The organism is Dysgonomonas sp. ZJ709 (assembly GCF_011039195.1).
Taxonomy (GTDB): Bacteria; Bacteroidota; Bacteroidia; order Bacteroidales; family Dysgonomonadaceae; genus Dysgonomonas.
This window is the reverse complement of the sequence record NZ_JAAKEM010000035.1, coordinates 1-25,216: the sequence shown is the minus strand read 5'-3', so window position 1 is coordinate 25,216 and position 25,216 is coordinate 1. Positions and strand designations below refer to the sequence as shown.

The following is a 25,216-nucleotide window of genomic DNA, read 5'->3' as shown; positions in this document are numbered from 1 at the left end:
AGAGGTTTTTTCTTTTCTGTAAAGACACCTCTAAGACAGTATAATATCAAATTCGGACAAAAAATCGTTACCAAATCGTTACCCGATATATCGGTAAAAAAATGGTAACGATTTATTAAATAAGTCCTTGATTTGTCGATTATTGCCCCTGTTTTGTCCACAATGTTTATGAAAGTATCGAGTATTTTTACAAACAAAAAGGTAAACATTATGAAGGCAACTTTTAGAACACTTTTCTACCTCAGAAAAAACCGCCCGAACAGCAACGGGCTTGTATCCATCATGGCGAGGATAACCGTAAATGGTCAAATAACCCAATTCAATACAAAATTGGAAGTCAATCCTGATATATGGGATACCAAACTAGGCAAAGTAAAAGGTCGTAATGCAGATGCAACTAATCTGAACAGGCTCTTGGACAACCTGCGGACAAAAATGGACAAAATCTACAATAAACTGATGGATACAAAAGGATATGCTTTGCCCGAAACCATAAAAAACATCCTATTTGGTATTGATCCCGAAAGAAAGACACTTCTTCAATATTTTACCTTACATAATGAGCAGTACAAACTCAAAGTCGGTAAAACTACCAGCCAGATAACTTACTCAAGATACGAACTTACAAAAGAACGAGTGGAGGAATTTATCAAAAAGGAATACAAGCTATCCGATATCCTGCTCCCTGAAATAGATTTCCTATTCGTGGAGAAATTTTACCTCTCACTCCGTAACGACCATGATTGCAGTAACAATACCGCCATGAAATTTATTCAGCGGTTCAGGTCTGTATTTACTTTCAGTATTAACCTAGGAGCAGAAGTAAAGATAAACCCCTTTGCCAATTTTAAATTTCATAATGAAAAAGTACATCGGCAGGTTTTGACGCAGGAAGAAATCGATACCATATATAGAAAAGAGTTCCTGACAGAAAGATTAAGTCAGATAAGGGATGTCTTTATTTTTATGTGCTATACGGGATTATCATACATAGATGTCGCCCGATTAACAGAGGATTCTGTAAAAACAGCTTTTGACGGGCATCAATGGATAATGATTCAACGTCAAAAAACGAGTGTACCTTCAAATATTCGTCTGTTGGATATTCCATTAGAGATTATTGAAAGATACAAAGGGCAACAAACAAAAGGGCAATTGTTCCCTGTATGCTCTAATCAAAAGATGAATGAATATCTGAAAGAAATCGCTATTATTTGCGGAATCAATAAACCAATGACCTGCCACATAGCCCGTCATACTTTCGGGACAACCGTTACTCTGGCTAACGGAGTTCCTATTGAAACCGTATCCAAGATGCTCGGGCATACCGATATTAAAACGACCCAAATTTATGCCAAGATAGTCGATCAAAAACTAAGTTCAGATATGGATAGTTTAGCTGAGACCTATAGGAGTAGAAAATACGCTAATAAATAAGCCCTATGGAAAAAGGATATATTAAATTCTCGGATGTAGGAACTGATAAACCCATTATTGAAGTAAAAATCGTTGATGGCACAGTTTGGATGACTGTGAATGAGATCGCTGATTTGTTCGGGGTTTATACCCCGACAATCAATAAGCATCTTAAAGCAATGTTTAAAGATAATTTGCTGCGAGAAAATGATGTTACGAAGGAATATAGGTATACCCGAAATGAAGGAGGAGAGTATATACGCATTTATTACAATCTGGAAGTTATTGTCTTTTTGAGCTTTCGTATTCAATCACTTTATACGAAAGCTTTTCGGGAATGGGTACTCAATGCCTTTTGTGAGTATAGCGTAGAGCAGAAAAGCCACGAGGTTATTATGGTATTTAGTACCAACACAAAGCAGCATTCACTTAAAACCTCGAATTGAGCCAGTTTGATATTTATACCCTATAGGGTGTGATATTGTAAATATCTATAAATTTATACCCTTTATGATATAATTTATTGCTTAATTAAGTATATTAGCACCCTAAAGGGTATATTTATGGAAGACCTATTATTATCAGGATATGTTAAGCAGATGCGTAAGCAATATGGCTTAACTCAAATAGACCTCTCGGAGAAAGCAGGGGTTGGGCTTCGTTTTGTGCGTGAACTGGAACAGGGCAAGCAAACGTTGCGTATGGATAAAGTCAATCAGGTGTTAAATCTCTTTGGTGCGGAATTAGCTCCTGCACCAATAGACAAAAGTAAACTTGAATTATGAAACAAGCTGAAATATATATGCGCGATAAGTTTGCAGGAATACTTATCGAAGACGAGAACGGTTTTATTTATCAATATGCTTCCGACTATTTGAAAGATGAGGACTCAGAAGCTATCAGCTTAACAATGCCTTTAAAGAGTGAACCCTATAAAGATACTGTGCTGTTTCCTTTCTTTGACGGTTTAATACCCGAAGGATGGCTATTGGATATTGCCGAACGTAGCTGGAAGATCAATCAACGTGATCGGATGTCTTTGTTATTGGCTTGTTGTAAAGACTGTATCGGAGCAGTTAGTGTTATACCAGTAAATACCGAAGACAATGAATGAAAAATGCCTGTACTGCTATCAGGAACTGAAAGAAGGTCAAGTAGATTTTCACCCAGCTTGTGCGAAGAAAATATTTGGTACAACTACAGCTCCTGAGTTACCTTATACAAAAGAAAACATATCAGCATTAGCCGAAGAAGTAGTCCGCAGTCAAACGACTATAACAGGTGTGCAACCAAAGTTATCTTTAGATATAGAATCTTCTAAAAAGAAAAGCGAACCGAAACGGTTTACGATTGTCGGACTATGGGGAAGATACATCTTAAAGCCTCAAACAGATATGTATCCGCATTTACCGGAGTTGGAAGACTTAACCATGCACTTGGCTGAAATAGCTAAAATAAAGACCGTACCTCATTCATTGATTCGTTTTGCAGATGGAGAACTTTGCTATATCACTCGCCGTATAGATCGGGATGATAAAGGCAATAAATTTCCAATGGAAGATATGTGCCAACTCGCAGAACGACTGACCGAATACAAATACAAAGGCTCGTATGAGCAGATAGCCAAGTTAATCACGAAATATTCGAATGTTCCCAAATTGGATTTAGTGAACTTTTGGGAGCAGGTTTATTTCTGTTGGCTGACAGGCAATGCCGATATGCATTTAAAAAATTTCTCGTTATATAGTACAACAAAAGGTATATATTCTCTAACTCCTGCTTATGATATGCTTTCTACAAAGCTTGTTATTCCCGAAGATACGGAAGAACTTGCTCTGACTTTAAACGGTAAAAAGAAAAAGCTTAAACGTTCCGATTTTGAGACTGCTTTCGGAAAATCAGACTTAGATAAAAAAGTAATTGAAAATATCTTTTCTAAGCTTGAAAAGGTTGTTCCGCTGTGGGTCGAATTTATTGAGCAGTCATTTTTGAGTGAGGATATGAAGAAGAAGTATGCTGATCTGATTCAGGGAAGTATGCTAAATAAATAGGCTTATAAAAAAGAGATTTCCTTCTTTCATCTGACCACAAAGATATATTTCGAGAATAAAACAGCAAGGCTGAACCTTACAGGTTTTTACTCAAATCTTCCTTTTTCTGCCGAAAAAGCGTATTTAAGCAAAAAGCCCTGCCTTATTTATTCCCTTCATACAAAAGGTTTTTATCAGATTTAAAAAGGAAAATAATATTCAAGGCTTGTGACTGAGAAGGCTTACCTGATTCCCGCACATCCTGTAACAATACCCTCCAACTTATATCTTATACAATAAGATCCCCCTTATCCCTCTGCCGACGATACAGTTCATTAATCACATCTTTATTAGTTTCTAAATGTTGTGATAAAACAGTATCAACATAACCACCGATCGATATATCATTACTACCAATAGACCGTACTATTTTCTGTACCACTTCATGCAGCTCCGAACTGATATAGACACAACGGCGGTTTTTCAGTTCATTCCTGTTTAAAAAAGTCGTTCGGTAATCATCCGAATCTTTTCTTTTCCTTCTTACTGAATCTTTCGTCTTTAAATTTTCTCTGTCTTGAATTTCCTCTACCTCTGCTTTAGGAAGCTCCCGATCAGGATTCTTCTTAGCATATATAGATGCTAAAAGAGCTTTCTCGTCAATATCATCTGTATTTATTATTTTCTTACTCATACATTATCGGTTTTATAATTTCTACTGGTTCATCAGCTAATTTGTCAAGTTTTTCCATAATCCTGTTTTTAATGAATTAAGTTAGTATGTCAGTATATAATTGATTAAGTGCTATTCTAAATATCCAACAGATAAAGTACATTTATAAATACACCAATACATTATCACTTATTTATTGAATCAGCTTAATAACTCATGAATTCGTGAATGAATCCATGACTTACTGAGTTCAATAAATCAGCAGTTCAGCAAATCAGTAATGTTATACCTAACTATTTAACCGAATAAGCCTATAATCAACAAAATACGTATTTGAGAATTCAATTATCAAAACCAATAAAGAATTGCATCATCACTTCAGTATATAATTACTAATACAAATAAACAAACAAAACGTAAGATTCTAGTTATGAAAATATTAATCCGAGATATTTGGCGTCGGTTGGCGCTAGTTGGCGTTTATGAATATGCTGATTTATCCGCATATAGGCTCTAACTTTGCAGAACCCAATAAAGCAAATTAATGTATGGTATTTATATTTTCTATAAAGCTAAATATTATCCGCCATGCGTGGAGGATTTTGATGTTCGTCAGAACATGGCAAGGTGTGTTTTGAGGCACTCAAAACTGTTTTAAGTGCCTTAAAACCCTTGCCCCTGACGGGAGATAAAAAAGCTCCGAAGTCGCATTTTTTTTTAACCACTAAATATCCAAAGAATGAAAAGTAAGAATGAATCCAATCGTAATAAAGGGGGACGAATCCCCAAAGATAATCCAGCAAAGAATCGTTATGTTATCTATCTCAACGATGTAGACAATGCCCGATTCCTAAGCCTGTTTGAGCAATCGGAAATGAAGGTAAAAGCTCATTTTATTACCTCCTGTATCTTTAATAAACCGATCAAGATTGTCAAACTTGATAAGTATGCACATGATTATTATATGCGACTGACTACTTTTTTCGGACAATTTCGCAGTGTAGGAACGAACTATAATCAGGTTGTAAAAGCATTAAACACCAATTTTACGGAGAAAAAAGCACTCGCTTTCTTGTATAAACTGGAAAAAGCGACAATCGAATTGGTTGATATTTACAAGCAAGTGGTTGAGTTAACGCATGAATTTGAAACAAAATGGTTGAAGAAATAAACTTAGGGGCTTTAGTTTTACTTGCAAAAAAAATGGTAATAATTTAAGCGAACTTTAAGAAAATGTATATTAAGGCATAATCTCATCAAAATATTCAGGCAAGATCCGATGGAGCTTGCCTGAATTATAATAGACCTCTCTTTTCAATAAAAAGACTTAAAGTAGATATCGTCTTTCGCCTTTTTTATGGATATGAAAGAATTGGGTAATGTCCAACAGCTTCGGATATAGTCGTACTGATAGGTTTTATTGAGATAACTGATATAGTTGCTCAACTCGTCTAAGCTGTCAAAGAATATATGGGAAGCATTGCAGGTATTATTTCCGTCAAAGGCACACGTCAGGGTTGCTTTCTGATCTTCAAAAAGAAGCTCAATCATGTTTTCTTTGACTTCATTTTCAATGTATTCAGCTACATACATAGGATTGTCAGAATAGCTTTCTTTGATTTCATCATGGGATAGCCTGAGTACTAAGGAAGAACAGTTTATGAGTATTGCACAATATTCGGTTGAGCTTACTTGTTGTGTTGCCATATATACGTCTGTTTAGAGCCTGATAAAATACATAATACTATCAGACTGATTATTAATCTAAAAAAACAGATATATTTACGACTGTAAGCTTGGCTTATGAAACTGCAAAGGTATCAGACCCATAAAAATAGCAGTACGAAATATCCAGTTAACAAATATACAATTTTATGTAATAAATTATTTCGCTTTTACTTATCTTTGGTAATCTTAATTTTATAGTATCTAAATAATTCCGATGAAAAAGTCAATAGCCTATCTGCCTAAAGCAAAACAAGAGGACTTAATACGTCTTGTAATGGAGATTAACAAACGGCTACCCGAAGCCGAAATGATTATCTTATTCGGTAGCTATGCTAGAAATGAATATGTGGACTATGACGAAAGGGTAGAATTCGGTATTCCTACCTCTTTTCGCTCTGATTATGACATCTATGTAATCACAAGCAAGATATCGGACAATAAAGCCGGAATCATATTAGATAACATTGATGCACTATATTATAAAGAACCCGATTATCAAACTCCTGTCAATTTCATCAATGACGATATTAAAACGATAAATAGAGCTCTCGAAGAAGGCAGGTATTTTCATACTCAGATCAAACAGGAAGGAGTTATCCTTTACGATAGCGGAAAGTTTAAGCTAGCCAGAAGACGCAAACTAAAGTTTGATGAGATACAAAAACAGGCTCAGGAATATTTTGATGAGAAGTTTACTAGAGCAAGCAGTTTCTTACGTGATGCAAAATATGCCTATACGTGTGATGACTATAGACAGGCTTCTTTTTATCTTCACCAAGCTTGTGAAAACTATTACTATTCTATCCGTTTAGCCTTTACGCTGAGAAGTAGTAAACAACATAACCTGACTAAACTGGCTGCGTCTGTTAAAGGTCATTCGCCTGACTTGGCTCATGTTTTTCCTAATAATTCGGTGGAGGAGAAACGGCTTTTTAATCTGGTTAAGGATGCTTATATTGAGGCGAGGTATAATCCGAAATTTATTGTTACGAAAGAAGATATTGATGCTCTTATTCCGAAAGTGGAATTACTGAGGGATATAACTAAGCGTATCTGTGAAGCAAAGATCAGAGAGTATGCGAATATGGGGTGAATTTCAGAGATATACAAAAGCATCCCTATTAATTAAACTATAAAGCAATAGATATTTTTATTATAGAATTTAAGAGCCGATGTCAATCGGCTTCTTTCGTATGTAGTAGGTACAATAATAGAAAAAGCGACACCGAAGTGCCGCAATTGATGTTTTCACAACGGAATAATCCTTATTATGATTTGCTTTCAAATTGTATTTGCAAATATATTAAAATTTCACATAACCATACCAATATTCTTAAAATTTATTTATTTATCTTTAAGGCTTTGATAAAAAGGATACTATGAAAAAGATATTGGGATTAGATTTGGGTGTTGCATCTATCGGTTGGGCACTTGTTAGCGAAGCAGAAAAAGACAATGAAGTATCATCCATTATTAAACTTGGAGTAAGGGTAAATCCTCTTACTGTTGACGAATCATCCAATTTTGAGAAAGGGAAGAGCATAACAACCAATGCTGATAGAACTCTCAAACGAAGTATGCGTAGGAATCTTCAACGTTACAAACTACGACGAGAAAACCTGATTGAAATCTTAAAACAGCATGGTTTTATATCTGATGATAGTATTCTGTCTGAGTATGGGAATAACACAACATTTCAGACTTATCATTTCAGAGCTAAAGCAGCTACGGAACAAGTAACATTACATCAGCTTGCCCAGATTCTGTTGATGATTAATAAAAAGCGAGGCTATAAAAGCAGTCGCAAGGCTAAGTCTCAGGATGAAGGGCAATTGATAGATGGGATGGAAGTGGCAAGACGGATCTATGAAGAAAATCTTACACCCGGACAATTTACCTATATGTTACTTAAAGAAGGCAAAAAGTTTATTCCCGAATTTTACCGTTCTGACCTTCAAGCTGAGTTTGAACGAATATGGGATTTTCAAAAACAATTTTATCCCGATATGCTGACTGAGGATTTTAATAAAAAAATAGAAGGAAAAGGAAAACAAAATACAGCAAAGGTTTTTTTAGCAATTTACGGACTTTATACTGCCGAAAATAAAGATAAAGACAAGCACTTGCAAGCCGCCCAATGGCGTATAGATGGCTTGTCTAAGGAATTGACAGCCGAAGAAGTTGCCTTTGTTATTAGCGAGGTAAATGGGGCGATTAACAATTCGAGTGGCTATTTGGGAGCTATAAGCGACAGAAGCAAAGAACTGTTTTTTAATAAACAGACAGTGGGGCAATACTTGATGGAGCAACTGGCAAAGAATCCGCATACCCGATTGAAAAATCAGGTATTTTATCGACAAGACTATTTGAATGAATTTGAAACCATTTGGGAAACGCAAGCAAAATATTACGATATACTGACACCGGAACTGAAAAGTGAAATAAGGGATGTTGTTATTTTCTATCAACGGAAACTGAAAAGTCAGAAAGGCTTGATTAGCTTTTGCGAATTTGAAAGCAGGAAAGTCGAAATAATAGAAGATGGGAAGAAAAAGATAAAAATAAACGGGATGAGGGTATGCCCTAAGTCTTCCCCTATATTTCAAGAGTTTAAGATTTGGCAAGTGCTCAATGATATTGTAATTACAGACAAGCAAAATATTTTGGCGAAGCGATTATTGAATCAGGAGGAGAAAGAAAGCCTGTTTGAGGAATTAAGTTTTAAAAAAGAATTGAAAGGTACTGACGCTTTGAAGCTATTATATAAAAACTCTAAAGAGTTTGAAATAAACTTTGAAACTATTGAAGGAAACAGAACACAGTTAGCTTTATTCGAAGCATATCAAAAGATTATAGAGCAGACGGGTCATGATAAATATGATTTCCAAAAAATGAAACCGAAAGATGTTTTAGATAAAGTAAAATCTATTTTTAGCGGTCTCGGCTATAATACAGCTATTCTTACATTCGATTCGGCATTGGAAAACGATGCTTTTGAGAAGCAGGCATTCTATCAGCTATGGCATTTGTTATATTCATTCGAAGGGGATCAGTCGAATACCGGAAATGAGAAACTGATTCAAAAATTATCAGACTTGTATGGTTTCGAAAAAGAGTATGCCCATATCTTAGCTAATGTTTCATTTCAGGACGATTACGGAAGCCTTAGTACAAAAGCTATCCGCAAAATCTTACCTCACATGAAAGAGGGTAATAAATACGATGTGGCATGTGGCTATGCAGGCTATCGACATTCTAAAAGCTCCTTAACCACCGAAGAAAAAGAAAATAAGGCATATAAAGATAGATTGGACATTCTACCTAAAAACAGCTTACGTAATCCGGTAGTAGAAAAAATCTTGAATCAAATGGTGAATGTTATTAATTCTATTATAGATACCTATGGGAAACCTGATGAAATACGTATAGAACTAGCCAGAGAACTTAAAAAGAACGCCAAGCAGCGTGAAAAGATGACTGCCGCTATAAATAAAGCTACCGCCGATCACGAGGAATACAGGAAAATTCTTAAAACCCAATTCGGATTACTACGTGTCAGCCGCAATGATATTATACGGTACAAACTGTATGATGAGTTGAAAAATAACGGATACCGTACTCTTTATTCGAACATATATATATCGCCTGACAAACTTTTCTCTAAGGAATTTGATATAGAGCATATTATCCCTCAAGCCCGATTGTTTGACGATTCATTTTCAAATAAAACATTAGAACTTAGTAGTATAAATAGGGATAAAGGGAATGATACTGCTTACGATTATGTTTCGACAAAATATGGAGCAGAAAGTTTGGATGAATATGAGAAACGAATAGAAGCATTATATAAACAAGGTATTATCAGTAAAACAAAATATACCAAGTTGATGATGAAACTGGCTGATATTCCTGAGGACTTCATCAATCGTGATCTAAACGATACACAGTATATAGTCAAGAGGGCAAAAGAGATGCTGGAAGAACTGGTAAAAGATGTCGTTTCTACAACAGGCTCTATTACCGACCGATTGCGGGAAGACTGGCAGCTAATTGACGTGATGCAGGAACTTAACTGGGATAAGTACGATAAGCTTGGATTAACGGAAATCATCGAAAACAGGGAAGGGCATAAGATAAAACGTATTACAGATTGGACGAAGCGTAACGACCATCGTCATCATGCTATGGATGCTCTTACAGTAGCCTTTACAAAGCGAAGCCATATCCAATATCTGAATAATCTAAATGCACGAAGTGACAAGACAGGCGATATTTATGGTATAGAAAGAAAGGTGTTGGAGAGAGACCACAGAAACAAGCTAAGGTTTATTCCACCGATGCCATTAAATGATTTCAGAACCGAAGCAAAAAGGCAGTTGGAAAATATTTTAGTCTCTATTAAAGCAAAGAATAAGGTAGTTACTATAAACGTAAATAAAACAAAAAAACCGGGTGGTGTAAATAAGAAGAAACAACTTACACCACGTGGTCAGTTGCATAACGAAACCATCTACGGAAGTATTCAATGTCCTACAGTAAAAGAAGAGAAAGTGGGTGGTGGATTCGATGAAACACAAATAGTTAAAGTGACAAGCAAACGTTATCGTGAAGCTCTTTTGGCTCGATTAGCAGCATTCGGGAATGATCCGAAAAAGGCATTTACAGGTAAAAATGCTTTGGCTAAGAATCCGATTTATTTGGATAAACTACAAACGGAATGTGTTCCCGAAAAAGTGAAGATAGTAGAGATGGAAACAATCTATACGATTCGTAAAGAAATTAGCCCCGATCTTAAATTAGATAAAGTGATTGATTCGGGTATTCGCACTATTTTGGAAACTCGACTGAAAGAATACGATAACGATCCGAAGAAAGCATTTTCAAATTTGGACGAAAACCCTATTTGGCTGAATAAAGATAAAGGTATTTCTATCAAAAGGGTTACTATTCGGGGGATTAACAATGCCGACTCGTTGCATGATAAAAAAGATAAAGATGGCAATTTGATATTGGACAAAAATGGTAAAAAACAACCTGTGGATTTTATAAATACAGGAAACAACCATCATGTTGCTATTTATAGAGACAATGAAGGCAATCTGCAAGAAGTGGTTGTTTCGTTTTATGAAGCGACAATGAGAGCCAATCAAGAATTGCCAACTGTTGATAAGACTTATAAACAAAGCGAGGGCTGGGAGTTTTTGTTTACCATGAAGCAAAATGAATATTTTGTTTTCCCAAATCCTAAGACAGGATTCGATCCACACGAAATTGATTTGAAGAATCACGATAAGTATGCAGAGATTAGTCCGAATTTATTTCGGGTGCAGAAAATAGCTACGAAAAACTATGTATTTAATCATCATTTGGAAACAAGTGCTGTTACGGGAGAAATACTGAAGGATAAGAAACAATTATCAGAAATCACTTATTATTCTATACGAAGTTTGCCGCCAATCAAGGATATTATAAAAGTCCGTGTAAATCATATTGGGCAAATAGTAGATGTGGGAGAGTATTAGTCTTAGAATATTCTAAATATCGCTTAACCAATAAACCTAATACTATGATAAAAAAGACACTTTACTTTGGAAACCCTGCATACCTCAGTATGCGTAATAATCAGTTGGTAATAAAACTACCCGAAGTTGAGAAAAACGACAACTTACCCGATAGCTTCAAAAAAGCAAGCGAAACCCTCTTTCCAATTGAGGATTTAGGAGTAGTCGTACTCGATCATAAACAAATAACCCTAACACATGGGCTTATTGAAAAACTGTTGGATAACAATACGGCTTTGTTGACTTGCGATAGTAGCCGCATGCCTGTAGGGTTGATGCTTCCATTATGCGGAAATAAGACACAAAGTGAAAGATTTAACTCACAGATTAATGCCTCTGACCCTCTAAAGAAAAACTTATGGCAACAAACTATAAAAGCCAAAATAACCAATCAGGCAGAAGTTTTGAAAAAGTTTAGGTCTTGTAATATCCGTAATATGATACACTGGGCAGGAGAAGTAAAAAGTGGTGATCCCGATAATTTTGAAGGGCGTGCTGCTGCGTATTATTGGAAAGAAGCTTTTCCTCAGATTGATAATTTCACACGAGGGAGAGAAGAGAATCCACCCAATAATCTCCTAAATTATGGATATGCTATCCTTCGTGCAGTTATTGCCCGCTCGTTAGTAGCAAGTGGGTTGTTACCTACGTTGGGTATACACCACCATAACCGTTACAATGCTTATTGCTTGGCAGACGATATAATGGAACCATATCGTCCATTTGTCGATGAATTAGTTTTGTCGATAGTTGATAGTGGTGAGGATTATACCGAATTAACGACTTCGTTAAAAAGCAAACTGCTACAAATACCAACAATAGATGTGATGATGGGGAAACAAAAAAGCCCCTTAATGATTGCAGCAGGTCAGACAACTGCATCCTTAAACCAATGTTTCGAAGGGAAACTACGTAAAATTAAATATCCCGAATTATTGTAATCCGTCGGTAATATGGAGCAAGACCGATTAAATCAATACCGTATTATGTGGGTTCTAGTATTATTTGATTTACCTACCGAGACGAAGAAGGATAGAAAAGTATACGCTGATTTTAGAAAAAACTTACAGCGAGATGGATTTACCATGTTTCAATTCTCGACTTATTTACGGCATTGTATGAGTGTTGAGAATGCGAATGTACATATCAAGCGAGTGAAAAACTTTCTTCCGGCAAAAGGACATGTCGGAATACTCTGTATCACAGATAAACAGTTTGGTATGATGGAACTGTTTTATGGGAAAAGTCCTGAATCAAAGAAAACAGGAGCGCAGCAACTTGAATTATTTTAGAAAATAAAAATCCCGATCAAAGTCGGGATTTTTATTTGAAATACATTGATTTTTCAAATGCTAATGGTGTTTGCAATATGTTGAAATACATATACTTGCTCTATGGTATGATGTATTTCAATGAACTAAGATACAATTTTGAAAGCAAATCACAACTTGTTGAATCGGGGTATTTAGAAATTAGAAGATGTATTTCAATGAACTAAGATACAATTTTGAAAGCAAATCACAACTAGTCTGCAATAGCTTCTATCTCTGCGTGCGATGTATTTCAATGAACTAAGATACAATTTTGAAAGCAAATCACAACAGTGTCACAGGCGGCCGATATGTTCGGGGCGATGTATTTCAATGAACTAAGATACAATTTTGAAAGCAAATCACAACCATTTACGCTGTAATTCGTTACACAAACACGATGTATTTCAATGAACTAAGATACAATTTTGAAAGCAAATCACAACCAGCGGTTTCGGACTTGCTCTCGCCCATTTGATGTATTTCAATGAACTAAGATACAATTTTGAAAGCAAATCACAACGATAACAGCCCCGACGTTTGCGCAAACATCGATGTATTTCAATGAACTAAGATACAATTTTGAAAGCAAATCACAACAACCGCGATGAGTTTCATGTTATCCAAGACGATGTATTTCAATGAACTAAGATACAATTTTGAAAGCAAATCACAACCCACTAATCTTATGGAGTCGCTTAGAGCCTGATGTATTTCAATGAACTAAGATACAATTTTGAAAGCAAATCACAACTGTCAACGTCTCGCAACTGTACGGCGTGTGATGTATTTCAATGAACTAAGATACAATTTTGAAAGCAAATCACAACACGAGGGCATTTTAACGCCCGACGCGGAGAGATGTATTTCAATGAACTAAGATACAATTTTGAAAGCAAATCACAACGATTATGGCAGTTCTGATAGTTTAACCCAAGATGTATTTCAATGAACTAAGATACAATTTTGAAAGCAAATCACAACTAACGCAAAGAGGCAATGCAGTTAATAGAGATGTATTTCAATGAACTAAGATACAATTTTGAAAGCAAATCACAACCCCATATAGGGGTCTAAAGAAATATAGCTGGATGTATTTCAATGAACTAAGATACAATTTTGAAAGCAAATCACAACCGTCGTGTAAATGGTGTGCGCAAAGAGCCGATGTATTTCAATGAACTAAGATACAATTTTGAAAGCAAATCACAACTGCCTGTACGTGCATCGTTCAGGGCTTCGAGATGTATTTCAATGAACTAAGATACAATTTTGAAAGCAAATCACAACGGGAGCGTTATAATGTTTAGAGGCATCAAGGATGTATTTCAATGAACTAAGATACAATTTTGAAAGCAAATCACAACTGTTGCCGACATTATCGCATCCAGCGTTTGATGTATTTCAATGAACTAAGATAGGATTTTTCCAAATACTAGAGTGTTATTTTTCATCTTTTATACAAAAATATATATAAAGAATAAACCATCAATACTGAACCTTTCGATTTATATAAAATATTACAATCCTTGTAGTTAGCGTGTTTTTATCGAAAGCCTTGCTTTATTTATTCTTTGTTTATGTGGGGCGTATATCAGATGTAAGAGAAGAGAAATATGAAGCTTGGGCTTTGCATTAGAGGTATCCTGTCCGTATAGCCATCCGTCAATTGTTGGCAAACCAGACCTGTTATTATCACAGCAATATGTCTGAAATATTACCTGTAGCCAAAAGCACCCTTTCGCAGCATCTGAATGAACTGAAAGATGCTAGACCAGAGAACAATCACACCTCTGATAGTTCCGAAGCTTTATTAAATCTGATATTAACCTGATTGACGATCTTTACCAATCCAACAATCGTTTAATTAGCTGTAAATTTGACATATAAATATTTTGGCAACGAATTGTAAGTTTTGTTTCAAGAAATAGTTTTGACCTCATGAGGTGCTAACGTCAATAAGTCATTTCGACTTTGCTTTTAATTACCTTCACTTAAAAGTGGAGGTAATTTTTTTTTAAGATAACCTATCCATGTAGTTTTTGTTTATTAGTAGGATTTTCCAACAGCAAGTTTATCTGAAATCAATTCAGATTGTCTTTCTTCTTATTTTTCAATAGTTGGTTTAAAATTTTAGGATAAAATATTTGCTTGTAAAATAAAAAATGATTATTTTTGTTATATAATCATCTGTATAACAAATAGATGGCTTGATGGAAAATAGTGGATAAAAAATCGTTACCAATTCGTTACCGTCAATTATTTCACTGTTTATATTTTGCTGGTTATCATATAATTATAAAGGTTTACATCCGACCCTAGCCGGATCACATAAAGATCAGAAAATCAAGGACTTATTTCTGACAAAACAAGGCAAACCTCTCTAAAATAGACTTTTAGAGAGGTTTTTTTATCTCCATACCAGACATCATCAGTCATCAAAATGCCGATATTGGACAGTCATTCGTTACGGAATCGTTACGGATTTCGCCAAAGACAAAAACCGTAACGATTAAGATTGTAAGTTTCTCATTTGTCGATTATTGGCAGTCGTTTGTCTGCCTGACTTCTAACAATTAATTCTAGTTTTGAACACTAAAAAATGATGTGTTATGAATGTTATGAAGTCAACTTTTCGTGTGTTGTTTTATCTTCGAAAAAATGAAGTAAACAAAAGTGGTAATTCTTCCATTATGGTCAGGATTACCGTTAATGGAGAACAAGTACAATTTAGCTCCAAGCTACAAATCAAGCCCGAACGAATGGAAAGGCACTCGGTCGGAATGCTGAAGCAATGAATACCAACCGCTTGTTGGATGCTATCGGCGTAAAAGCAAATGAGTTGTACCACAAGTACCTGAGCGAGTACGGTTATGTTTTACCCGAAAAAATCAAAAATATTATTTTAGGAATCGATACCGACCGCAGAAAAATGCTGCTAGAGCATTTTGGGGAGTACAATGAGTTCTATGTATTAAAGATAGGAAAAGACACTTCTTTGATTACTGCCAATCGCTATAAGTTGACAAAACTTCGTTTACAGGAGTTCTTAAAAGCGGAATATCATCTATCCGACATTCCTGTGTTTGAGTTGACTCCTATTTTTGTGGAGAAGTTTTTCCTGTTCCTTAGAAACACCCACAATTGCAGCAACAATACGGCTCTAAAATTTATTCAGCGGTTCAGGGCAGTCTTTTACTACATTAAGGACACCGGAGCAGATATTAAGATAAACCCTTTCGGCAGTTTTAGATTCCGCACTACTAAGGTGGTTCGTGAGGTACTTTCGCAAGAAGAAATTGATGTGATATACAGAAAAGAGTTCCTGACCGAAAGACTAAGCTTGGTAAGGGATATGTTTATTTTCATGTGCTATAGCGGGTTGTCGTACATAGATGTAGCACGACTGACAGAAGATTCTGTAAAGACTGCTTTTGACGGACACAAATGGATCATGATTCAACGGCAAAAGACCAGTGTACCTTCAAATATTCGTCTGTTGGAAATACCCAAGGAAATCATGGAAAAATATAGAGGGCAGCAGTCGGGTGGAAAACTATTTCCGATCTGCTCCAATCAAAAGATGAATGAATACCTCAAAGAAATCGCAACTATCTGTGGTATAAATAAGTGCGTGACCTGCCATATCGCAAGACATACTTTCGGAACCACTGTTACGCTCGCCAATGGTGTACCTATTGAAACAGTATCGAAGATGCTCGGGCATACCGATATTAAAACGACCCAAATTTACGCCAAGATTGTCGATCAAAAACTAAGTTCCGATATGGACAGTTTAGCGAAGACCTACAAAAGAAAAAGATACGCTAATAAATAAGCCTTATGGAAACAGGATATATTAAATTTTCAGATGTAGAAACAGATAAACCCATCATCGAGGTAAAAATCGTTGATGGTACAGTTTGGATGACGGTAAATGAAATAGCTGATTTGTTCGGGGTATATACCCCAACAGTCAACAAGTATCTAAAAGCAATCTTTAAAGATAATTTAGTGAGAGAAAATGAAGTAACTAAAGAGTATCGTTATTCTTGTCTCGAATATGGAGAATGTATTCGGATATACTATAACTTGGATATAATCGTATGTTTAAGTTTTAAGATTCAAACAGTTTTCACAAAAATATTTCGGGAGTGGATATTTCGTTCACTCTACAAATCAACACAATCATACAATAATCTTATTAGCTGTGAATCAATAATCAAAGAATATTCATCTCTAAATCTGAATTAATATGGAACTGCAAAAAATAGAAGAGAAAATAATTTTAATTCAAGGCAAGCATATAATCTTGGATAGTGATGTAGCTGAACTTTATGGAGTTGAAACAAAACGTATCAATGAGGCTGTGAAGAATAATCCCGATAAATTCCCAGAAGATTACATCATTGAATTGAGTATGAGCGATAAAGAAAAGGTAGTCGAAAATTTCGACCACCTCCAAAAACTAAAATTCTCTCCGGCTTTGCCTAAAGGATTTTCAGAAAAAGGTCTTTATATGATTGCTACGATCTTGAAGTCACCCAAAGCAACAGAAACCACTATCGGTATTATTGAAACTTTCGCCAAGGTTCGTGAATTATCTCGTAGTATAGCCGAAGTGTCGGAAACGACCGATAAGGATGTGCAAAAATCTTTAATGCAGCGAAGTGGTGAATTGATTTCGGATGTCCTGAGCAACAATTATCAAACTGTTGGAACTGAAACGACAATAGAACTCAACCTTTCTATTCTGAAAGTGAAGCATACTGTGAAAAAAAACCGAAAGAATAATTGATAGTTGAAATTTGAGCATAGCCTTTTACCTATAAGTAAGAGGCTTTTGCTATTTTTGTGATTGACGAATCTAATCTAAATTATGGTTTTAAGAGACAGACTGTTGCAATGCCTAGAGATGGAAGATATTAACGAAATAATACTTCTATATTTTTGAAACAAACAAGGGGATAAAAATGCTCCTTCATTATTTCTATCTTGCAATTCTTGCTAATATGATTAAAATTCACAGTAATTTAGAGGGAACATATATCTATAATAAAAGAGTTTAATGAATTGTCAGTTTATAATATACTTAAAAAACAAAGCATCACTAAAGTTTGAATACAAAAGAGATGTTTCCACAGTTGTACGTAGGAGCAATGGATATCGTATCACATTTAACAATGGAAAATCCTATAACTACGGAGCCGATAATGTGAAATACTATCCGCTTATATCAACACGAGATAATGTACGTATATATGAAAATGGCAAATTAAACAATAAATACAACACGGTTTATAATTATGATCGTTATTTTATTTTTGGAAATGAAGACAATTATTCTTATCCAATTGAAAACGATGCCGATATCGAAATATGTGATATAAAGAGAAATACTGATCTGGCAGAATCGGTTGTCGATTACTTTAAGGAAATACTGAAAAATACAGGAGAAGTTTTATTTGATGTTCCTGCCGAAGAAACAGAAAGCAAGAATATAAATAAAATAAGTTCCGAAATATTGCTCAAAGCCCTTGATAGCATAGATATACTAGAATCGAGGTCGGTATTATCTAACTATATTGATGGAACCAATCCGGCTGTCAAAAACTCTAAAGAAACTATTATATACCCATTCGGATGCAATGAAAGTCAGAAACTGGCAGTTGAAACTACTCTTAGAAATAGCATAAATATAGTAGAAGGTCCTCCGGGAACGGGCAAAACTCAAACGATCCTAAATATTATAGCCAATCTTATCGTGCAGAACAAAACCGTTGCAATCGTTTCAAATAATAACTCTGCGGTTTTCAATGTACAAGAAAAGTTAGAGAAATATGGCTATGAAATGCTTGTGGCATCACTTGGAAATAATGATAATAAGGCATTATTTTTCGAAAACCTTAAAGAAAAAACAATAAATCAAGATTTTGATATCTCAGCACAGAGATTAGTTAATGCTAAGAATGAGATTGATGAGTTGGACAGCATACTAACAACATGTTTTCAGTATAGGAATAAACTAGCTACTCTAAAAACAGAGTTAGCAGATGCCAAAATAGAATTTGAACATGTAAAAGCAGAACAGCCACTCGAACAAAATACAAAGTTTGTACTTGACAAGAAATTTCACCGCAATTGGAGTTTCAACAAAACATTGAAATTGATAGATTTACTGTCAAATGTTAGCATTAAATCTAAACTGTCTTTCATAAACAGATTACGGTTTGCTGTGCAATATGGCTTATTTGACTTTAAAATCATTAGTCAGTATAGTCAAGAGTTTCCTATTTATGCAAATCACAAATTTTATGAATTATACATCGCTAAAATAGAAGCCGAAATATTATACATTGAAAACTGGTTGGTCTCTAATAATGAAGAAACCAATCTTAAGCATTTTATCGAAACATCTAAAGAAGTGTTCAATGGCACACTATTTGAAAAATATAAACGATTAGGAAAATCAATGTTTTCACTTGATGATTATCGTAATCAGTTTGATCATTTTACAAAACACTATCCAGTAATACTAAGCTCTACTCTTTCGCTGCATACAAGTATTCCCAAAGGGTATCTTTTTGATTATCTGATTATAGACGAATCTTCACAGGTTGACATTATAAAATCAGCAGTATGTTTTTCGTGTTGTAGAAATGTAGTTATTGTAGGAGATAGTATGCAACTTAATCATATTGTGGACGAACAGAGCAAAGCGGCATCAGAATTATTTAAAGCAAAGTACAACATTTCTCCTTCATATGATTATGTAGAACAGAATATATTAAACTCACTAAAAAGCTTGTATGGTAATAGTATAAAGACCGTTTTATTAAAAGAACATTACAGATGTCATCCCACTATTATTGGATTCTGTAATAAGAAATACTATAATAACAGTCTAGTTATTATGACTAACGGTAATAACCACCCGTTTAAAATCATTGAGGCAAATATATCTGGCGGAAGAGACAACTACAATCAAAGACAGATAGATGAAACGGATTTCTATATTCGTCAAAATCATTCTGCAGACTATACTAAAGTAGGAGTTATAGCACCGTATAGAAACCACGCAAATATTCTGCAAAAGCAACTTCCCGACGGAGCAGAAGCTGACACTATACATAAATTTCAGGGACGCGAGAAGGATGTAATTATATTTAATACGGTAAGAAACACAGTACAACCATTTATAGACAATCCCAACCTGATAAATGTAGCTGTATCAAGAGCTGTTAAAGAATTTATTGTAGTAAAACCCGCATCAATGGAACTTCCTCATGGAACAAATATAGGTGATATGATACGCTATATATGTTATACCACCGATCCTAAAGAGACAATTGTTAAGGGTAGCATATGTTCTGTTTTCGACCTTCTATATAAAGAATACAATAAGGTTTTTACTTCATTCATCACATTTAATAAGAACATAAAAGGGTCTGCTGCAGAAATTATAATTCACAAGCTATTGAGTGAGAATGTATTATTGAACAACCCCAAATTTTCATCAATTGATATGGTCAGAGAGTACAGACTTCGAGATCTTATTCGAAACCTTCAGTCATTCTCAGAAGATGAAATTAAGTTTATAAATAACAATTCAAGGATTGATTTCCTATTGTATAACAAGATTGATAAAACTCCTGTACTTGCTATCGAAGTGGATGGTGTGTCGTTCCACAACAATGAACTGCAATATGAAAGGGATAACAAGAAGAACAATATTTTAAAAATAATTGGACTGCCATTGCTTAGGTTATCGACAGATGGATACAATGAAGAAATGAGGATTATTGAAAGTTTAGACTCTGCAATGGGACTATAGGTTCTGTTGAAATAAATTCTCTCCTTTGTGATATTAATATTAATTCTTTAGAATGCAAGTGGTAATCTCTTGATTAGAGTTACCTCTATTTAATTTACAAATATACTTACTAATACAATTTTAACATCTTTCATGTGATAATTACGAGAAACGTACTATAACCTATCCAAGACCCACTTTCACTCCCATTCTATTCACGATCAAGTAAGTCTTGGACTCAAATCAGCAAGAGTACATCTAACGGTGTACACTTGCAAAGAACTGATGCGAATCAGTTTTATTATAAACTATATTTTCAGGATTTCTCTTCCCTTTCTCCCAATATAATTATTCCACATTAATACGGGTCACCCTTGCTCGGTCTATTGTTCAATGGGCAAAGGTATGTACGGATCTTAGCCCTGCATATTCAAGCCTTTTAGGTTTTTATCGAAATCTTCCTCTTTCCTTACAGGCGAGCGTATTTAGCTAAAAAAATATGCCTGCCTAAAATACCTATACCTGCTTGTTGCCCTTGAAACAAAAACGACCGACCCGAAGGATGACGCAGAAAAAAAATGTCACAATTATGAGAAACGAAAAAGAAATAATGAAACAAAACTCCCTCTCCTCCGGAATCATCATAAAATTTGGGTTTAAGATAGCAGGATTGGCTCTGTATATAGGACTTATTTCACGGTTAAATATCAGCACATCGGCTGTATTAGGACTCATTCTTTGCTATTGGGGCATCTGCCTTGCGTTCAAATTAGCAGGCTGTATCATTCGGATTATCCTATCTATTCTTTCCATTTTGATTATCACATCCTTAGTTATATTATTCATTTTTTAATACTTACCATCATGAAAGCAACAAATCACTTTAAGAATACCATACAAGCCTATTTAGAAGAACGAGTAGCAAGCGATACATTGTTTGAGTGGGCATATACTAAAGAAAACAAGAACCTTGACGACTGCATTACTTATATCCTCCATGCGGTTCAGAAAAGCGGTTGCAATGGATTTACCAGTGAAGAAATTTTCTCAATGGCTGTTCATTACTATGATGAAACAGATATTGAAATTGGCAATCCGATTAATTGTAAGGTGGTAGTTAACCATACGGTAGTTTTGACCGAAGAAGAAAAAGAAGAAGCACGCAAAGAAGCTATCCAAAAAGCACATAACGAAGCCTATAACCGAGCGATGCAACCCAAGAAGAAAGCCAAACGAGTAGAAATGAATAACCAACCAAGTCTATTTGACTTTTAAAATGACAGCAAGATGAAACCAAAAAATAAATTCCAACAACAAATCGTAGAGGCAAGCAAAACCTTACCATCTATTACTAAAGAGCAAATACAATGGGGCTATGATAATGCCATCAGCTATGTAGGACAGCGAACCAAGAAAGGAAAAATAACCTGTTGTAAATGTTCCCATTCGTTGCAGGGAATGGGCGAACTGATAAATACCCTCTTAGGCTGCGAGTGTCCGAACTGTAAATCAAAACTGATAGTCAAGACAAGTCAAAAGCGGAGTTTCAATGACAGCTATTATATGACTGTTATAGATGCACACAAAGGCTATCAAGTTGTACGGACGATTATGTTAAGCTATACTACCAAAACAAGCAAACTACCCGAATACACACATTCGGAAGTCATGCAACGGTGGATAGCACCCAATGGGAAGCATTGCACATTCGCACGGCTTCGCCAAACGATGGGAACGTGCTATTATGATGCATGGATATTTCATACCCCATTGGAATTACGGGACGAAAACCGCAATAATAAATTCTGTATAAATGTTTATGACAGAATTAATACAGGCGAAATTTACCCACGTCAGAAGCTAATCCCTGAACTGAAAAGAACAGGCTACAAAAATAGATTTTACAGACAAAAACCCTTAGACCTATTTCGTATCCTACTAACCGACAGCAGAGCAGAAACCTTGATAAAAGCAGGATATACAAAGCTAATCCAACGGATCATGGACAGCGGTTGGACGCTAAGTATAGACAATTATTGGCAATCCATCCGCATTTGCATCCGTAACGGCTACAAAATTAAAGATACGATTATGTGGTGCGATTATGTAGATATGCTTCGCTTTTTTGGAAAAGACCTGCATAATGCAAAATATGTATGCCCGAAAGACTTAAAAGCCGAACACGACCGCTATGTAATCAAGAAAGCAAAAGCGAATGCACGTTTGGAGGTTGAGAAGCAACTTGAAAAGGAAGAAGAATACAGACAAGCCAAGGAAAAGTTTTTTGGGTTGATGTTTTCGGATGGGATTATCAGCGTCCGTGTACTTGAAAGCGTAGCCGAGATTATAGCTGAGGGTAAAGCCATGAAGCATTGCGTGGCAAGCTATCACTCAAAAGCCGATTCACTTATTCTAACGGCTTGCATCGATGGGAAAAAGATTGAAACAATTGAACTCTCATTATCTCAATTGCGAGTAATCCAAAGCAGAGGGAAATGTAATAAATGCACCGAATACCACAGTCAGATTATCAACCTTGTAGAGAGTAATATATCTCAGATTCAAGAACGATTAGCAGCATAATTAAATATAAACCAATTAAATACCAAGGATATATGAAAACAACAGAAGTAAACGACAGCCTGATCGGAAAACGATGCAAATGCATCTTTACAGGCTTAATGGTAACAGGAGTTATCGAGGAAACAGGAATAGACAAATACACGGCAGAAGTTAAAGTACGCTTCGATGAGCCTCACCAATGGGGTGATGAGCTATTTGAATATGACTTCGCATCTGCTCGTTTGTGTGATGAGTTTGGCTCACTCCACCACCTTGAAATCATTGACGATAAATAATATCCGAATAAAAATAAAATCCGAACACGAGATATTATATATCTGTAATCCAGCATATAATCATTCCCTTAGTTCGGATTATTTTCATTTATCCACAATTTCTTTTACTCCTAAAAAAGCAGCAAGGGTATTGGCTTGAGATTTCCATTTTTTAGTAATATTCTTCTGATTTTCATCTTCCAATGTAGCCAATGCTCTTGTTTCTTGTTCAGTTGTAATATCCAGATATACCATTGTTGTTTGAAGATTGGCATGCCCCAACAAAAAAGAGATTTGGACAATGTTCATTCCATCTTCAAGCCAATGAGAAGCCTTTGCGTGTCTTATTTGATGAGCATGTAAATCGACAGGAACTTCATTGTTAATTTGGTGTGCAATATGGGCATATCGCTTTAATTGTTTGTTTATTCCTTCAGGTGTTGTTTTCTCCAATATACCTTTGTTTCTGGAATAGAATACATATGCTTCGGGGTTAGGTGTAACCGAATGAAATTCTTTTAGATATTTTTTTAAGTGGGCAATAGCTTTGGGTAAAAGATATAGTGTCCTGATTTTATTTCTTTTGCCAATAACAGTAATATAGGGCTTGGCTGTATCCAAGTGCAACTGCTTTATTTTTAGAGATAATATTTCATCTATTCTGGCAGCAGTAGAGTATAAAACAACTAAAATAGATAAATCACGTTGTCCTGTCCTTGTCGATACATCTGGTGTTGACATCAAAGTCTTCATGGCACTTTTGCTCATACCCATGACTTTCTTTTTTGTAACTTTCTGTCTGGGAATCAGAGTAGAGTTTTGATATAATGATAGATGAGAAAGGTCTTTTTCTGCCAGATATTTCAAAAAGGCTCTTAAGGCAGCCAACCTAATATTACAGGTTTCCGGGCTACAGTTTCTTTTACCCTTTAACCATAAAATCCAATCTTCTATGTACTCCCGTGAAAAACACGCAAATCTTAACGATGATGGATCAAGCTTCTTAGCTTTTTCCAAAAATCCGACAAACAAGGACAATGTAATTGTGTACACCTTTATTGTATGTGAACTGTTGGATTGAATCGAAGGACTATACACTTGTATCCAATTGTATATATACTGAGCTAACTTATAAGCCTCATTGTGAACTTTTTTCATTGTCTGTAATTTTTGGAATTATTTCATTAAACGTTTCTTGGCTTGTATTTTCAAGAATGTCAGATAGCCCTGGCACTAATGAATAGTAATATTTGGTATTTTCCACATTGCTATGCCCCATACTTTTACTTAAGGATAGGAGGCGCATATGGGTATGTAATCCTTGACCAATCCATTTGTTTATATTTTCAACAGCATAATGATGTCTTAATTCATAAGCAGTTGCATAGGTATTGTTATTTTGATACCATAACTTTCTAAAAAAATATCTGATCCACTGGTCGGAGAATCCCTTGCTAGCATTCATTGGGAAAAAATAAACTCTATTGGGTATCAATTTAGATATAACAGAATCATATACCTTCATCAGTTCAAACATGGAATCGTGGAGAACGGTGAAATGCTGGTTCAACCCTTTTGAGAATCTTATATTGATGACCCCATTTTCCAAGTCGATATCTTTTGCTCTCAATAGTCTGACCTCAGTTGTTCTCATTCCACTACTGTAAAGAAGGCGAAAGAAAACAGGAATAGTTATTCTTCTGAGATTCCCATTAAATCCTGTTCTTGTTGTTATTGTATCACACGCATTGAAGAAATTCACCAACTCTTCTTTTGTAAATACATGTGGTATATATTTTCGTGGAGATTGTTTTGGCACTTTTGGTATTTGGATGTCTACCAGCCCTC

General features: G+C 35.3%; 22 protein-coding genes, 2 pseudogenes and 1 CRISPR repeat array. Of the genes and pseudogenes, 20 read left to right on the top strand and 4 right to left on the bottom strand.

The features are described 5' to 3' along the window. Positions 1–210 precede the first annotated feature (210 nt). The 5 genes from G7Y56_RS16465 to G7Y56_RS16445 all read left to right on the top strand — a co-directional run bounded on the left by G7Y56_RS16465 (position 211) and on the right by G7Y56_RS16445 (position 3,467). Entirely contained in the window at positions 211–1,437 is a 1,227-nt protein-coding gene (locus G7Y56_RS16465) for a site-specific integrase (RefSeq protein ID WP_165045272.1), read from the top strand. Positions 1,438–1,442: 5 nt separating this feature from the next. After that, the gene (locus tag G7Y56_RS16460) at positions 1,443–1,862 is read left to right on the top strand and encodes a hypothetical protein (protein ID WP_165045271.1); all 420 of its coding nucleotides are present in this window, start codon (positions 1,443–1,445) and stop codon (positions 1,860–1,862) included. Positions 1,863–1,979: 117 nt separating this feature from the next. Further along, positions 1,980–2,201, top strand: coding sequence for a helix-turn-helix transcriptional regulator (locus tag G7Y56_RS16455; RefSeq protein ID WP_165045270.1), 222 nt, complete (start codon positions 1,980–1,982; stop codon positions 2,199–2,201). Beyond that, the gene (locus G7Y56_RS16450; RefSeq protein WP_165045269.1) at positions 2,198–2,530 is read left to right on the top strand and encodes a HipA N-terminal domain-containing protein; all 333 of its coding nucleotides are present in this window, start codon (positions 2,198–2,200) and stop codon (positions 2,528–2,530) included. The genes G7Y56_RS16455 and G7Y56_RS16450 overlap by 4 nt, the downstream gene beginning before the upstream one ends. Further along, positions 2,523–3,467 carry a HipA domain-containing protein gene (locus G7Y56_RS16445; RefSeq protein ID WP_165045267.1) on the top strand — a complete coding sequence of 315 codons (945 nt, stop codon included), beginning with the start codon at positions 2,523–2,525 and terminating at the stop codon, positions 3,465–3,467. Before G7Y56_RS16450 ends, G7Y56_RS16445 begins: the two co-directional genes overlap by 8 nt. Positions 3,468–3,735: 268 nt before the next feature. On the opposite strand, the gene G7Y56_RS16440 is transcribed toward G7Y56_RS16445, so the two are convergent. Continuing rightward, complete coding sequence (locus G7Y56_RS16440; protein WP_165045265.1) at positions 3,736–4,140, bottom strand: DUF3408 domain-containing protein; 405 nt, start codon at positions 4,138–4,140, stop codon at positions 3,736–3,738. A 718-nt stretch (positions 4,141–4,858) separates the two neighbouring features. Here G7Y56_RS16440 and mobA point away from each other — a divergent pair. Next, positions 4,859–5,290, top strand: coding sequence for a conjugal transfer protein MobA (mobA, locus tag G7Y56_RS16435; RefSeq protein ID WP_165045263.1), 432 nt, complete (start codon positions 4,859–4,861; stop codon positions 5,288–5,290). Between the two features lie 143 nt (positions 5,291–5,433). Here the strand turns inward: mobA and G7Y56_RS16430 are convergent, their stop codons facing one another. Next, complete coding sequence (locus tag G7Y56_RS16430; RefSeq protein WP_165045261.1) at positions 5,434–5,826, bottom strand: hypothetical protein; 393 nt, start codon at positions 5,824–5,826, stop codon at positions 5,434–5,436. A gap of 235 nt (positions 5,827–6,061) precedes the next feature. Between G7Y56_RS16430 and G7Y56_RS16425 the strand changes: the two genes are divergently transcribed. From G7Y56_RS16425 to G7Y56_RS16365, 14 genes and pseudogenes are all read left to right on the top strand, one after another. Beyond that, positions 6,062–6,940, top strand: coding sequence for a HEPN domain-containing protein (locus tag G7Y56_RS16425; protein WP_165045259.1), 879 nt, complete (start codon positions 6,062–6,064; stop codon positions 6,938–6,940). 286 nt (positions 6,941–7,226) lie between these two features. Further along, entirely contained in the window at positions 7,227–11,369 is a 4,143-nt protein-coding gene (gene cas9 / locus G7Y56_RS16420; protein ID WP_165045257.1) for a type II CRISPR RNA-guided endonuclease Cas9, read from the top strand. Positions 11,370–11,413: 44 nt separating this feature from the next. Then, positions 11,414–12,349, top strand: coding sequence for a type II CRISPR-associated endonuclease Cas1 (cas1, locus tag G7Y56_RS16415; RefSeq protein WP_165045255.1), 936 nt, complete (start codon positions 11,414–11,416; stop codon positions 12,347–12,349). Positions 12,350–12,361: 12 nt separating this feature from the next. Continuing rightward, on the top strand, positions 12,362–12,700 hold the full coding sequence (gene cas2, locus G7Y56_RS16410) for a CRISPR-associated endonuclease Cas2 (RefSeq protein ID WP_050708797.1): 339 nt from the start codon (positions 12,362–12,364) through the stop codon (positions 12,698–12,700). A 109-nt stretch (positions 12,701–12,809) separates the two neighbouring features. Continuing rightward, a CRISPR array of direct repeats spans positions 12,810–14,085; the repeat unit is 47 nt; unit sequence GATGTATTTCAATGAACTAAGATACAATTTTGAAAGCAAATCACAAC. Positions 14,086–14,360: 275 nt separating this feature from the next. After that, positions 14,361–14,489 (top strand): annotated as a pseudogene (locus G7Y56_RS16405) (ArsR family transcriptional regulator); the annotation flags it as partial. 841 nt (positions 14,490–15,330) lie between these two features. After that, positions 15,331–15,516 carry an Arm DNA-binding domain-containing protein gene (locus tag G7Y56_RS18895; protein WP_370457711.1) on the top strand — a complete coding sequence of 62 codons (186 nt, stop codon included), beginning with the start codon at positions 15,331–15,333 and terminating at the stop codon, positions 15,514–15,516. Continuing rightward, entirely contained in the window at positions 15,513–16,556 is a 1,044-nt protein-coding gene (locus G7Y56_RS16400; RefSeq protein ID WP_370457710.1) for a site-specific integrase, read from the top strand. The genes G7Y56_RS18895 and G7Y56_RS16400 overlap by 4 nt, the downstream gene beginning before the upstream one ends. A gap of 5 nt (positions 16,557–16,561) precedes the next feature. Next, complete coding sequence (locus G7Y56_RS16395) at positions 16,562–16,972, top strand: hypothetical protein (protein WP_165045253.1); 411 nt, start codon at positions 16,562–16,564, stop codon at positions 16,970–16,972. Position 16,973: 1 nt separating this feature from the next. Continuing rightward, the gene (locus tag G7Y56_RS16390) at positions 16,974–17,516 is read left to right on the top strand and encodes an ORF6N domain-containing protein (RefSeq protein ID WP_165045251.1); all 543 of its coding nucleotides are present in this window, start codon (positions 16,974–16,976) and stop codon (positions 17,514–17,516) included. A gap of 270 nt (positions 17,517–17,786) precedes the next feature. Next, positions 17,787–20,552, top strand: a complete 2,766-nt coding sequence (locus tag G7Y56_RS16385; protein WP_165045249.1) for an AAA domain-containing protein — start codon at positions 17,787–17,789, stop codon at positions 20,550–20,552. A 568-nt stretch (positions 20,553–21,120) separates the two neighbouring features. Further along, positions 21,121–21,384, top strand: a complete 264-nt coding sequence (locus G7Y56_RS16380) for a hypothetical protein (protein WP_165045247.1) — start codon at positions 21,121–21,123, stop codon at positions 21,382–21,384. 11 nt (positions 21,385–21,395) lie between these two features. Continuing rightward, on the top strand, positions 21,396–21,806 hold the full coding sequence (locus tag G7Y56_RS16375) for a PcfK-like family protein (protein ID WP_165045245.1): 411 nt from the start codon (positions 21,396–21,398) through the stop codon (positions 21,804–21,806). Between the two features lie 12 nt (positions 21,807–21,818). Continuing rightward, on the top strand, positions 21,819–23,114 hold the full coding sequence (locus G7Y56_RS16370) for a PcfJ domain-containing protein (RefSeq protein WP_165045243.1): 1,296 nt from the start codon (positions 21,819–21,821) through the stop codon (positions 23,112–23,114). A gap of 32 nt (positions 23,115–23,146) precedes the next feature. Beyond that, positions 23,147–23,386: pseudogene (locus G7Y56_RS16365) on the top strand (hypothetical protein); the annotation flags it as partial. A gap of 87 nt (positions 23,387–23,473) precedes the next feature. Here G7Y56_RS16365 and G7Y56_RS16360 read toward each other — a convergent pair. Beyond that, positions 23,474–24,526 carry a tyrosine-type recombinase/integrase gene (locus G7Y56_RS16360; RefSeq protein ID WP_165045239.1) on the bottom strand — a complete coding sequence of 351 codons (1,053 nt, stop codon included), beginning with the start codon at positions 24,524–24,526 and terminating at the stop codon, positions 23,474–23,476. Continuing rightward, on the bottom strand, positions 24,507–25,216 hold a 710-nt coding region (locus G7Y56_RS16355), incomplete at its 5' end, for a tyrosine-type recombinase/integrase (RefSeq protein ID WP_165045237.1). The genes G7Y56_RS16355 and G7Y56_RS16360, both read right to left, overlap by 20 nt.

Coding starts and splice junctions, on each gene's coding strand:
- G7Y56_RS16430 (WP_165045261.1), bottom strand. CDS start 5,826: ATGGCAACACAACAAGTAAGCTCAACCGAATATTGTGCAATACTCATA.
- cas2 (WP_050708797.1), top strand. CDS start 12,362: ATGGAGCAAGACCGATTAAATCAATACCGTATTATGTGGGTTCTAGTA.
- cas1 (WP_165045255.1), top strand. CDS start 11,414: ATGATAAAAAAGACACTTTACTTTGGAAACCCTGCATACCTCAGTATG.
- G7Y56_RS16375 (WP_165045245.1), top strand. CDS start 21,396: ATGAAAGCAACAAATCACTTTAAGAATACCATACAAGCCTATTTAGAA.
- G7Y56_RS16440 (WP_165045265.1), bottom strand. CDS start 4,140: ATGAGTAAGAAAATAATAAATACAGATGATATTGACGAGAAAGCTCTT.
- G7Y56_RS16370 (WP_165045243.1), top strand. CDS start 21,819: ATGAAACCAAAAAATAAATTCCAACAACAAATCGTAGAGGCAAGCAAA.
- G7Y56_RS16450 (WP_165045269.1), top strand. CDS start 2,198: ATGAAACAAGCTGAAATATATATGCGCGATAAGTTTGCAGGAATACTT.
- G7Y56_RS16395 (WP_165045253.1), top strand. CDS start 16,562: ATGGAAACAGGATATATTAAATTTTCAGATGTAGAAACAGATAAACCC.
- G7Y56_RS16380 (WP_165045247.1), top strand. CDS start 21,121: ATGAGAAACGAAAAAGAAATAATGAAACAAAACTCCCTCTCCTCCGGA.
- G7Y56_RS16400 (WP_370457710.1), top strand. CDS start 15,513: ATGAATACCAACCGCTTGTTGGATGCTATCGGCGTAAAAGCAAATGAG.
- G7Y56_RS16460 (WP_165045271.1), top strand. CDS start 1,443: ATGGAAAAAGGATATATTAAATTCTCGGATGTAGGAACTGATAAACCC.
- G7Y56_RS16445 (WP_165045267.1), top strand. CDS start 2,523: ATGAATGAAAAATGCCTGTACTGCTATCAGGAACTGAAAGAAGGTCAA.
- mobA (WP_165045263.1), top strand. CDS start 4,859: ATGAAAAGTAAGAATGAATCCAATCGTAATAAAGGGGGACGAATCCCC.
- G7Y56_RS16425 (WP_165045259.1), top strand. CDS start 6,062: ATGAAAAAGTCAATAGCCTATCTGCCTAAAGCAAAACAAGAGGACTTA.
- G7Y56_RS16385 (WP_165045249.1), top strand. CDS start 17,787: ATGAATTGTCAGTTTATAATATACTTAAAAAACAAAGCATCACTAAAG.
- G7Y56_RS18895 (WP_370457711.1), top strand. CDS start 15,331: ATGAATGTTATGAAGTCAACTTTTCGTGTGTTGTTTTATCTTCGAAAA.
- G7Y56_RS16465 (WP_165045272.1), top strand. CDS start 211: ATGAAGGCAACTTTTAGAACACTTTTCTACCTCAGAAAAAACCGCCCG.
- G7Y56_RS16455 (WP_165045270.1), top strand. CDS start 1,980: ATGGAAGACCTATTATTATCAGGATATGTTAAGCAGATGCGTAAGCAA.
- cas9 (WP_165045257.1), top strand. CDS start 7,227: ATGAAAAAGATATTGGGATTAGATTTGGGTGTTGCATCTATCGGTTGG.
- G7Y56_RS16360 (WP_165045239.1), bottom strand. CDS start 24,526: ATGAAAAAAGTTCACAATGAGGCTTATAAGTTAGCTCAGTATATATAC.
- G7Y56_RS16390 (WP_165045251.1), top strand. CDS start 16,974: ATGGAACTGCAAAAAATAGAAGAGAAAATAATTTTAATTCAAGGCAAG.